The following is a 10,916-nucleotide window of genomic DNA, read 5'->3' as shown; positions in this document are numbered from 1 at the left end:
GGTCATTGTCTCGCCGGTTTCCTTGGCAAGCGCCTTTGCCAGGTGGTGAGCTTCGCGGTCTTTGATATTCAGAGACATTGTTTCCTCCTTGGTAGAACAATATCTACCTTTCTTTATCATGACACCTAAAGCGAGTCTCTACAAGTAGATTTCCCCCTCGGCGCACATGGCAGCATGAAAACATGCTTACATTCATGCCCTACCGCGACCCCGGCGACGACAAGCGCCTCTGGGAGAAGCGGAACGGCGTCGGCCTCCTCGAAATCCAGGCGGAGCAGGTCAACCTAGAATCGTAGATTCACGCCGCCATTTCTATGTAATCTGTTGTCCTCAGAGCTCGTAGCCAGGCCGGATAATCAGGGGCGACTTGATATTCAGGTTCTTCTGCAGCGTAAGCGTCTCATTCGAGACCGTTGTTGCCCCGCTCCATAGATCAGGGTAGACAGATATGAGTTTCATATTCTATGAGACGAGCGCCCAGAGGTGAACTGATGAACGAGGACGCCTTGCGCACGAAACTGCGCGCCGAGATCCGCCGCGCATTCCCCGCGGGCGAGGTCACCGAACTCGATATTCAGGTGCTCGACACCGAGGCGGAGCTTGGGCGCAAGTGCGTCGTGCTCACCGATCTCGGGGGCGGAACGAACATCACGAATGCCCCGCAACTCTACTGGGGCTTCGTCTGCGAGCGGCTGGGCGTGGCGTTCGAGGATATCCTGGCGATCGAGCGGTATCCGGGCGAGGACCTGCGCGTGGTCCATGGCTCGGTGGTCAACTTTCTGGCCGAGGGCCACCCACATTGGCGCGGATTGACCGACGAGGAGCGCACCGCTGGGATCACCGCACACCTTCCCGAGGCGCTCTCGCACTCGCCAGGACGCTAACCCCCAGGGGATTCCATGAGCAGCGATCCCAGAACATCCGCCGAGGCCTTGGAGCAGCTTCAGCAGGCGCGCCTGAACCACGATGAGATCCGCGCAGGGCTCTGCGCGGCGGTGCCAAAAGACCCGCGCCGCTTCAACGCGGTCTCGCTTCGCGCAGGCGGCGGGCCTGAACCCGGTGCCGGCCGAGCCGGTGGCGAGCCTGCCGGTGGAGGCCGTGCTGCACTTCGACCGCCCAAGGCCGGAGGACGCCCCGTACTGGAAGGCGTTTGAGCGGGCGCTCGAGGAGACGGGCCCCAATGAAATGGTGCGCTGGTCGGCCTGCACCTCGATGGAACTGAAGTGGGCCATGGGCGCGGCGGTCGATCCGCAGACCCCGGACCGCTGGGGGCATCGCCCGGCGGCCTACCTCACGCCGGATGACCCGCGGGCCTTCGATATCATCTACGAGTACCCCGAAGAGACGATCGAGGTGCTGCGCCGGCCCTGGGTCGAGTCCCGCCGGGTGGGCACCCATCCGGTGGAGTACCGCGCGTTCGTGCAGGACTCGGTGGTGCTCGCCCTCTCGAGCTACTACCCGCAGCGCCCGTTGGTGCGCGACACCCAGGTCGAGCGCGAGATCGCCGAGGTGCGCGCACAGACCGAGCGGCTGATCCGGCACCTCGATGCCTGCGCCCGTCTGCCCTGGCACCCGGCCTACGGGAAGCGGTACGACCCGGAGCGGGTGCACTGCACGCTCGACTTCCTGGTCGAGCCGGACGGCGCGGTGCGCTTTCTCGAGGCCGGCCCCCCGTGGAGCGCTGGCGCGCACCCGTGTTGCTTCGCGGGGCGGAGCGTCTGGCGTGCAGCTTCGGACTTTGATGAAACTCATTCAGATTAAGCTGCGCGACACACGCCTTGGGCATGAAATTCCGCTGCCTGACTACGGTACTCCCGGCGCGGCCGGACTCGATCTTCGCGCCCGCCTGGAGGCGCCCCTCACGTTGGGACTGTACGCTTCGCCCTGAATGCCTTATAGTGCAGTACATCGCAAGCGCAGTACATCGCAAGCGCAGTACACACGCAGTATATCGGCACGTTTCGGAGGGACATATGGCTACCGCCAAGACCGCCACCCTTACACTTCGGATAGACCCTGCGATCAAAGATGCCCTGCGTGCCGTCGCAGAGACGGAACGGCGCTCCATTGCAAACATGGTGGAAGTGTTGATCCGAGACTACTGCGGTCGGAACGGTATCCGCATTCCTGAACAGGCGGGATTGTTTGATCGTAAAAGCGCGCACAGTTGAAGCTGAACAAAGGGTGCCCTGAAAAATGCCCATTTGACCAACAACATAGCATCGGAGCTTGGAAGAGTGGAAACAAAAAGAAAACCGGTTGGCGGCGCACGGCAGAAAGTGCGAGGGCTAGAAGCCCTCTACGAGAGCCCCATGCGGGCAAGCCGTTCGGGCGCTCTATTCTCAGCGTTTCCCTATCCCACCAAGATTTCACCAGAAGCGATAGCGCTTTTCATTGCCACGCATACGCAGCCCGGCGATACGGTGTTTGACGGTTTTGCCGGCAGTGGCACGACGGGTCTTGCGGCCCTGCTTTGCGAGAATCCCCCGCAGGGACTCCGTGACGAAGCAAAACGCCTGGGCCTAAAGGTCAAGTGGGGGGCGCGTAATGCTGTCCTGTATGAGCTGGGAACTCTCGGCGCCTTTGTCGCGCGGACGCTAACGAACCCACCTGACCCCAAAGGCTTTGTCCGGGCTGCCGAAGACATCCTGCGCAGCGCCGAGAAGGACGACGGCTGGATGTACGCCGCAAAGGACCCCGACGGTAAGGAAGGCACGATTCGGTATCTTGTATGGTCCGATTTGCTGTGCTGTCCGTCCTGCCGCCGGCAAGTTACTTTATGGAACGCAAGCGTATCGCTTGACCCTGCAAGCATTTCATCGCAGTTCACATGTCCTCATTGTTCCTATGCCGCATCGACCGATGAAGTGAAGAGGCTGACTGAAACGGTTTGGGACGATCTGCTTCGGGAAGAACGGCAACTGAGAACGCGCCGGGTAGTGCGTGTCTGCGGCGCCACCGGTAAGAAGAACTGGTCGCGCGCAGTAACCAGAGACGATATAGCGTTGCTCAGGCGCATTGCGCAGGAATCCCTTCCGGAATCCGTTCCCCACGTTGCAATTCCCTGGGGCGATCTTTATCGGCGCGGCTATCATCAAGGCATCACGTACCTACACCATTTCTATACACGTCGGAACCTAATCGTTTTCGGTCGGTTGTGGGAACGCACGGCATACTACGATGACAATCTGTGCGATGCGTTGCGTTTTTGGCTGCTAAGCTATAATGCCTCGCACTCAACCATCATGACTCGAGTCGTCGCGAAGTCTGGGCAAAAAGATCTTGTTATCACGAGCGCCCAGCCGGGCGTTCTCTATGTCAGCGGCCTTCCGGTTGAAAAGAACCTGTTTTCCGGGCTTCGGCGCAAGCTCTCCACCATCGGCAAAGCTTTTGCGATGACCCATGGTTGCAAAGGGAAGATCGAAGTTTTTCAGGGATCGTGCACGCAGGTCGATCTGCCGGATAACAGCATCGACTATGTATTCACCGACCCGCCGTTCGGCGGCAATATTCCCTATGCGGAGATCAACTTCCTCAATGAAGCTTGGCTCAACCGCTACACGGATCGAACTGATGAGATAATCGTCAGCATCGCCCAGGGCAAGACGATTACCGATTACCAGGAGCTATTAACGGCCGCGCTTGCGGAAGTGCACCGTATCCTCAGGCGCAACGGCAAGGCGACCGTCGTGTTCCATTCGGCTTCAGCCGAAGTGTGGAACACGCTGCAGTTCGCTTACCAGGCGGCCGGCCTTAGCGTCGAATGCGCAAGCGTCCTTGATAAAACGCAGGGAAGCTTCAAGCAGGTGACGACCGCCGGTGCGGTTCGCGGCGATCCGGTATTGATGCTTGGAAAACGTATCGTAGAGGCAAGGCAGTCCGGGAAAAGCGTCTGGGTGGTCGTCGAACAATTGCAACGCGAGGCGGCTTTCGCTCCCGATCCCGCCGAAAGAACAGTGCAGAGACTGTATTCGCGCCTAGTGTCGCATTATCTGGCCCATCACCAGCAAGTACCGCTTGATGCCGGCACCTTCTACCGGTGGTTTGCTGAACAGGATTTGCCGCAGGCAGTTAGCGATGCGAGTGCTTGAGACACAACACGCTTTGAGAGCGCGCGCCCGCGCTTATGAAGAAGCGCTGCCGGCGGATCAGAGGAAGCGGCTAGGCCAGTTTTTTACAGGCGTACCTCTGGGTAAGCTTCTGGCCCATCTTGCAATCGGTCCCGCGATGCGCTCCGTTCTTGACCCGATGGCAGGGCACGGCGATCTTCTTGATGCTGCCTGGGAAGCCTCATGTGAGCGCGGTATAACGCTGGATCATTTGGAAGGGATCGAGATTGATGAGGCTACGTCTGCCATAGGCAAGCAGCGTCTTGTTGCACTCATCGGTGATCGTTGTCCGCCCAAGAGAACAATCTTCAACGGGAATGCGTTTGATCCACAAACTCTGAACAGCCTGTCCCAAAAGACCTATGACCTAGTCATCACCAACCCGCCCTATGTGCGCTACCAGACACTCAACGAAAACGGTGCTGGGGCGTGGAATATCAGACAAAGCCTCATCACCACCATTGACGGCCGTCTGACCGGCGCAGACCTGAAAATCTGGAGAGGTCTGGCAGAAGGTTATTCTGGATTGGCAGACCTTTCCGTTCCCGCATGGATTCTTGCCGGTCTTCTGGTGAAGCCGGGTGGGTATCTTGCAATTGTTGTCCCATCGACATGGCGCTCCCGTGATTACGCCGATGTGATCCGGTATTTTCTGCTGCGCTGTTTTTCTCTGGAATGCATCGTTGAGGATACGCAGCCGGGATGGTTTTCCGATGCGCTGGTGCGCACGCATTTGATCGTTGCCCAGGCTCTGAGCGCAGATAAAGCATCCGTGCCGCTTTACAAAAGAGGCCCTTTACCGCCTGCCAGATGGATTCAGATTGCACCGCAGGCTGCCGGAGACGGATCACTTGTTGGTGCCGCCTTCAAGGAGCACCATCCTGAATCTGCCTTTGCCGCCTGGTTGCAGAATACATCCGCGACCGCAAAACACGGTATTGAGGTGCGGGACTTCGATCTCGGATACGAGCGTGCGGCGCTGGAAGCCAAAGCTGGCCGGCAGCGATGGTATCAGGCGCTGGAAGGTCGTGCGCAGGAATTGCCGCTGTTTGCCTCGGTTCCACCGCCTGAGACGACATCGATTCCGAATACGCTTCGCGACGTTTTGTCTTCTGACATTAATCCGGGATCGCTTTGCACGCTTCAGGATATCGGCATCCAGGTCGGGCAGGGCCTTCGCACCGGTTGCAATCGGTTCTTCTATGTCACGGAAGTCGAGTCGTTTGATGCGGGGATGGTACGCGTCAAAACATCTTCGATTTTTAGTGGCCGGGAAATCTGTGTACCGGCCGGCGCGTTACAGTCTGTTTTGCGCAAACAATCGGAACTGCCCGCGTTTCAGCGCGGCGCTCTTCCGCCGGGCCGTGTCTTGGACCTGCGCCAATGGGTGTTGCCAGAAGATTCTGAGAGCGTTGCCAGCGCCAGAACCGCCTATACAGCGGTTGGAGAGACTCCGCCACATATCATGCCCCGGCAACTGGCGGCGTTTGTCCGGTTGGCAGTAACGCTGCCACTGGATGAGGCAGATTGCGGAAAACGCATTCCCGATTTATCGGCGGTGCATACGAATGTGCGGGCGCCGCGCAACGGCAGCGTAACGCCGCGCTTCTGGTACATGTTGCCGGATTTTGCGCCGCGCCATGTGCCGGCCGCTTTTGTTGCGCGCATCAATCATGATATGCCATGGGTTGAATGCAACAGCGAACCCCCCATCCTTATCGATGCCAATTTCTCAACCATCTGGAGCGGCGACGGCAGTTGGACGGGATATGCGCTCAAGGCACTGTTTAACAGTGTATGGTGCCACGTCTGTATGGAGGCGCTCGGCACGCCGTTTGGCGGCGGCGCGTTGAAGCTGGAAGCGGCCCATCTGCGGCAGATTCCAGTTCCCAGAATCTCTGCAGCAACGCGCGATGAATTGAATAGGGCCGGCAAGGAACTTACAAAGGACGCCGGCAACATCTTGGCGCGGATTGACAGGATCGTCTTGCGCGACCTATTACCCGAACACAAGAGCGGCAAAGCTTTGGATGAGATCATCAGAGCTATGGCAGCGCGTGCGGAGAAGATGAGTTTTGCGCGCCGGAGGACTGTCCAATGAGTGTCGCTATCGCGCAGGCCAGCGAAGCGATCAGGAGATGCCGCGCGCTTCGTGATACGGGAAAAGTTGAAGCCGTCCTGCGCGGTGAGTTCCAGTCGCACCTGCGTCTGATTTTCACGGCGTTGGAGGATGTGGCCTGGATCAATCATTATTCCGAGGGTGCGGAAGCGCACACCAAAATCGGCAAGCCCGGTGGCAAGACAGCGGACCGGTTCATCGATAATCTGGTCGGCTCCACCACCATTGAATATGAAGCCGATCTCCGTATTAAAGCCAAGCGGGACGAAGGTTACGGCCAGGTAAAGGATCACGTTGCCGGTTTGATTCGCAGCGGCGTGCCGGTGTCACAGGTGCGCGGCATTCTCTCCGATACGGTGGATTGGTTCATTTATGATGCCGTGCTTGCCACTGGCGTCAATCCTGCCCACTGCATACCCGCTGATGTAACGCTTGTGCCGGTCGATGAACTGGAGCTTGCCGGCGATGATGATGCGTTTGCACAGCGCCTCATCCAGTTCATTCGCAAACATCTCGCCCGAGAACAATCCCGGCCGTTGAGTTCAGATTTTCTTGCATTAGATCTCGGTCTCGAAAGCGCCCCTTGCAGCAGAAGCACTGGCTACCTCCTGCAGCTTGTGAATAACGGCCGAAAGGCGGACCCCTCGATTGCACTGGCGACAGATTTGTGGTCGCGCTTTGTCGATTATCTGGAAGGAAACCCCGGTGTGTTCCGCGCGATTGCCTATGTGGATGAAGTCTATTTGAGTATCCTTGCGCGGTTGCTGTGTGCCAACATTCTTGCCGGAAAGGCCGTGTCTAGTGACGATGAAGAGGTCAAGGCGATTTTGGACGGCTTTTATTTCCGCGACCGCTATCAGCTCGACAACATGGTCGAGCGCGATTATTTCGGCTGGCTTACCCAACCTCATCATATTGACAAGCTTGTGCCTGTAGCACAGGTTATACAGCGCGATTTATATGCGTATGATTTTGGCTGGCGCGCGGAAGAGGATTTGTTCGGACGCCTGATGGCGCAACTTGCGCGGCGCAGCCAGCGAAAACTGCTGGGACAGGAATGGACGCCCGGCTGGCTTGCCCGCATTCTGGCCGAGCGCTGTCTGGACAATCTTCCCAAAGGCGAGCGGCCGCGCATTGTCGATATGTGCTGCGGCTCCGGTTCGATCCTAGCCGAAGTTCTCAAGGCCGCGAGGGACCGGTTTGGTTTGAACGGGATTGAGGCGCTGCATGATGTGGTGACGGGCTTCGACATCGATCCGCTTGCTGTCAGCCTGGCCAAAACGACGTGGGTTGTCACTCTTACCGCGGAGATCAAAGCCGCGGCCAGTCTTATTGTGATCCCCATCTATCACGCGGATTCGTTATTTGCGGTGACGCCGGTCTCCGCAACGGTTCCCTTTGCAGGGAAAAGTGAAACAATTGACGTATCCTTGGACGGGACCGTTGTCCAACTGCCGAGTGCGCTTGTGCGTCCCGCTTACCGCGCGTTGTTCGACCGCATTGTTGATTGGGCTTATGACGAAGCCCTCGATGCGCAAAGAAAGGACAGCACGGCGGACATTACCAAAGAGGCCGCTGAACATTTCCTGCGCGGTGCGGTTGCTGCTTCGGCAACAGAGCTACCCGAAGGATTGCATGAGCTGTTTGCTGAATCTGTTTATGCCTTGGCGCGTTGCATGGCCGAGCTTGCGGTTGTGAACCGAAACGGAATATGGGCATTCATTCTGCGTAATACCTATCAACCGGGCCTACTCAGCGGGCAGTTCAACGGCTTGGTGTCAAACCCGCCCTGGCTTGCCATGAGCGGGTTTGCTGATAATCCCTATAAGGAAGTTCTTACAAGCCGGGCGAAACTCTACGGCATTCGTCCGCCGGGCCCCTCGTTCCTGCACCTGGAACTGGGCACAACCCATCTTCTTCATGCCATCGACCGTTATCTCGCGTCGAATGCTTCTATTGCCTGTCTGGTGCCCGGCACGGTTTTCAACGGCCATCATCACGAACCTTTCCGTCAACGCCAGTTTCTGAAAAGCGAGCGCCCGGTAGCGCTTGAGATCAGCGAAATCTGGCAAGTCGCATTGGGTACATTCAAATATCCCGGCGCTGCCGTGATCGGCCGCAAACGCATCAAAACTGCGGGTCTGCGATCAAAGCCGTTGACGGGCTTCGTTGCCGCAGAGGATGGCCTTAAAGCGGTTGACTTCTCAACACGCGTAATCGACACCAAGCGAACGGCCTGGGTTTTGGAGAAGGGAGGTCTGCCGGCGGCCACTTCGGGCATGACGGTTGTCCCGCAACAAGGCGCCGACCTTATGCCGCGCACGGCAGTGTGTATCCAAATCGTGAACCACAGGGGCGCGGAATACCGGGTTGATACACCATCTCGCGGATCAACATGGGGCTTTACAGTCAAGGCAGCGAAGGAACTTAAGGATGATCGCTTTCCGGGGCATGTCGCACCGCGCTTTATTTACCGTATCGCGCAATCTGAGAATCTGCTCCCCTTTGTTCTTGGCGTTCACTGCGCACCGATAGCGATTCCCGCAATTAGGGATAAGAAGGGTGTCTGGAAGCTGTTCGATGAAACGGATATCCGGCGGCAGGGATTTACCCAAACGGCGCGCCGGTTTCGCGCCATTAACAAAAAACTGGAACAGGTCGGCCAAGGGAAAACCTTGCAGGAGCGTATAGACGAGCGCGGGAAATTGACAAAACAGGTCCTTGGCGCGAGTGGATTGCTGGTTGTTGCCGGTGCCGGCGGAAAGCATATTTGCGCAGGTTGCGTGCCGGTTTCACAGGCAAGAGACTTGGTCGTAGACCAGACTCTCTATTGGCAGGTTGTTAGCGACGAAGCGGAAGCTTGGTATCGCATTGGCCTTCTTAACAGTCATGCCATGACCGAAGCGATCAGCCCGTTTAATCCCAAGGGCGCATTTGGCGAACGGCATATTCACGCGCTCCCGTACCGCCTTATGCCCGTTTATGATCCATCCAACGAAGATCATATCCGCATCGCGCAATACGCGAAGCAGATCGCAGAACTGGTGCAGGGTTTGGTAGCTGCAAATGCGCATCTCAGCAACCCGAACCGCGCTTTGACCGCGCGGCGCATGAAGCTTCGCAAGAAACTCGGGGAGATGCAGGAATTCCAGGCCTTGGAGCATCTGTGTGCCGCTGCGCTCGGAACAACGGCGTTCGGGGACGAGGCGGATGAAGCTACCGGTGTACAAGAAGAGGCGGAAGGGAACTACTAACCAGTACGTAAGTATCTTTAGTCACGCGGCGGCGTAACGCGTATCGGGAACCTGAAAGAAGCTGCGGATCCGATCGGGGCGCTCCTGCAAGAAACGCAGCCGGCCGGCCACCGCGCGGTTCAGCTCCTTTGGACCTTCGAGCTTGGCGCGACCGACGACGTTGCTCTACACGTCGTTCCAGCCAAGTTCGTCGGGATTGATCTCCGGTGAGTACGGCGGCAGAAAGAACAACTTCAATCGACCGTCCAGACTCTCCACGTACGTCTTAACCGCTTTCGCCCGATGCGAGGGATGCCCGTCCACGATCAAATACACCGGGCGGCGCTGACCGTGCATCAGACGCTTCAGAAATCCAATGAACACCTTCGCGCCCACCCCACCCTTGACCACCATGAAACGTAGCTCCCCCCCCTCGGGCTGATCGCCGAGATCATGTTCAGGGAAAATCGCTGCCCGGTGACCCGCACGATCGGCGTCTCGCCCTTGACCGCCCAGGCATTGCACTGTACGCTGCGCTGCCCAGCCAGACACCGCTTTTTAGCACGAGCCGTCTTCGTTCAGCGCTTGCACCATGAACATCGATAACGTCACCGGCGGCGGATACAGCCGTTCCCGATGCTCGGGCAGGTAGGAATTCGTTATCTCCAACAGTGCGGTGGGTCCCGTGAGCAGATTGAAAAAGTCCACCGCTTCGGCCGGGCGCACGCGGCGCTTGACACGCTTCGCCTGTTGATGGGGTTCAAATTCGGCATTACGATGGTTCAAGGTTGGCCTCGCAGGGGTTGGTGGGGGATGTCTGACAACAACATCTTACCAATCCCGGGGGCCAGCCTTCCTCCGTTATTTCAATCTCTTATCCCTATACGTTAATGCCGCCGCCGCTTAAGTCAGTGCCATTCCCCTTAAGACTAGAGCCTTTCTGCCGATACTTTTCCAAAAGGGCAATCGGACTGGGAGGGTACACAATCAATGGAACGTAAATCTATTCTACTGTCAGCCGCACTGGCGCTTCTACTCGGCACACACGCCGCCTGGGCGGCCATGACTGACTCACAGGCCCATACCTTAGCGGTGACCGCCTACAAGGATCCGGGATCGAAGAAGGCGGCTGCGGCACTCAATAAACTGGGGAATGCAGCGAATGACGGCGCACCCACAGCGCAAGACTGGATTGGAATACTCTACTCATCGCACAAGGACTACGCCAAGGCCAACTACTGGTACCAGAAGGCCGCGGCGCAGGGATTCGCCGGCGCGCAGTACAACCTCGGGGTCGACTACGACAACGGCTGGGGCGTGCCGCAGGACTACGCCAAGGCTGCTTACTGGTACCAGAAGGCCGCGGCGCAGGGCAACGCCGACGCGCAGTTCAACCTCGGGGTCGACTACCGCCACGGCCAGGGCGTGCCGCAGGACTACGCCAAGGCCAACTAC

Annotated in this window: 8 protein-coding genes and 3 pseudogenes; 8 read left to right on the top strand and 3 right to left on the bottom strand. The window is 58.1% G+C overall.

Translation table 11 applies throughout. The features are described from left to right. Positions 1–120, bottom strand: a 120-nt coding sequence (locus tag B7Z66_14880) for a hypothetical protein (GenBank protein ID OYV74913.1), incomplete at its 3' end; no start/stop codon positions are given. Between the two features lie 371 nt (positions 121–491). On the opposite strand from B7Z66_14880, the gene B7Z66_14875 reads away from it, so the two are divergent. The 7 genes and pseudogenes from B7Z66_14875 (at position 492) to B7Z66_14845 (ending at position 9,413) form a co-directional block, all read left to right on the top strand. Then, positions 492–884, top strand: a complete 393-nt coding sequence (locus B7Z66_14875; protein OYV74911.1) for a hypothetical protein — start codon at positions 492–494, stop codon at positions 882–884. An 82-nt stretch (positions 885–966) separates the two neighbouring features. Next, entirely contained in the window at positions 967–1,761 is a 795-nt protein-coding gene (locus B7Z66_14870) for a hypothetical protein (protein ID OYV74910.1), read from the top strand. Continuing rightward, positions 1,742–1,867, top strand: a pseudogene (locus B7Z66_14865) (deoxyuridine 5'-triphosphate nucleotidohydrolase). The gene B7Z66_14870 and the pseudogene B7Z66_14865 overlap by 20 nt, the downstream one beginning before the upstream one ends. 106 nt (positions 1,868–1,973) lie before the next feature. Then, positions 1,974–2,171, top strand: coding sequence for a hypothetical protein (locus B7Z66_14860; GenBank protein OYV74909.1), 198 nt, complete (start codon positions 1,974–1,976; stop codon positions 2,169–2,171). A 141-nt stretch (positions 2,172–2,312) separates the two neighbouring features. After that, positions 2,313–4,091, top strand: a complete 1,779-nt coding sequence (locus B7Z66_14855) for a DNA methylase N-4/N-6 (GenBank protein ID OYV74912.1) — start codon at positions 2,313–2,315, stop codon at positions 4,089–4,091. 157 nt (positions 4,092–4,248) lie between these two features. Then, complete coding sequence (locus B7Z66_14850; GenBank protein ID OYV74908.1) at positions 4,249–6,210, top strand: hypothetical protein; 1,962 nt, start codon at positions 4,249–4,251, stop codon at positions 6,208–6,210. Beyond that, positions 6,207–9,413: pseudogene (locus B7Z66_14845) on the top strand (hypothetical protein). Before B7Z66_14850 ends, B7Z66_14845 begins: the two are co-directional and overlap by 4 nt. A gap of 234 nt (positions 9,414–9,647) precedes the next feature. Here the strand turns inward: B7Z66_14845 and B7Z66_14840 are convergent. Both B7Z66_14840 and B7Z66_14835 read right to left on the bottom strand, forming a co-directional pair. Continuing rightward, positions 9,648–9,875, bottom strand: coding sequence for a hypothetical protein (locus B7Z66_14840; protein ID OYV74907.1), 228 nt, complete (start codon positions 9,873–9,875; stop codon positions 9,648–9,650). Between the two features lie 144 nt (positions 9,876–10,019). After that, complete coding sequence (locus B7Z66_14835) at positions 10,020–10,247, bottom strand: hypothetical protein (protein ID OYV74906.1); 228 nt, start codon at positions 10,245–10,247, stop codon at positions 10,020–10,022. A gap of 276 nt (positions 10,248–10,523) precedes the next feature. Between B7Z66_14835 and B7Z66_14830 the strand changes: the two are divergent. Continuing rightward, positions 10,524–10,910, top strand: a pseudogene (locus B7Z66_14830) (hypothetical protein). The last annotated feature ends 6 nt before the right edge of the window (positions 10,911–10,916 follow it).

It is taken from the genome of Chromatiales bacterium 21-64-14 (assembly GCA_002255365.1).
Taxonomy (GTDB): domain Bacteria; phylum Pseudomonadota; class Gammaproteobacteria; order 21-64-14; family 21-64-14; genus 21-64-14.
Note: the sequence above shows the minus strand (reverse complement) of the source record. Positions and strands in the feature narration are given on the sequence as shown.

Excerpts from the sequence above, each read along its gene's own strand:
- B7Z66_14875 (OYV74911.1), top strand. The coding sequence starts at position 492 with ATGAACGAGGACGCCTTGCGCACGAAACTGCGCGCCGAGATCCGCCGC.
- B7Z66_14870 (OYV74910.1), top strand. The coding sequence starts at position 967 with ATGAGATCCGCGCAGGGCTCTGCGCGGCGGTGCCAAAAGACCCGCGCC.
- B7Z66_14860 (OYV74909.1), top strand. The coding sequence starts at position 1,974 with ATGGCTACCGCCAAGACCGCCACCCTTACACTTCGGATAGACCCTGCG.
- B7Z66_14855 (OYV74912.1), top strand. The coding sequence starts at position 2,313 with ATGCGGGCAAGCCGTTCGGGCGCTCTATTCTCAGCGTTTCCCTATCCC.
- B7Z66_14850 (OYV74908.1), top strand. The coding sequence starts at position 4,249 with ATGGCAGGGCACGGCGATCTTCTTGATGCTGCCTGGGAAGCCTCATGT.
- B7Z66_14840 (OYV74907.1), bottom strand. The coding sequence starts at position 9,875 with ATGGTGGTCAAGGGTGGGGTGGGCGCGAAGGTGTTCATTGGATTTCTG.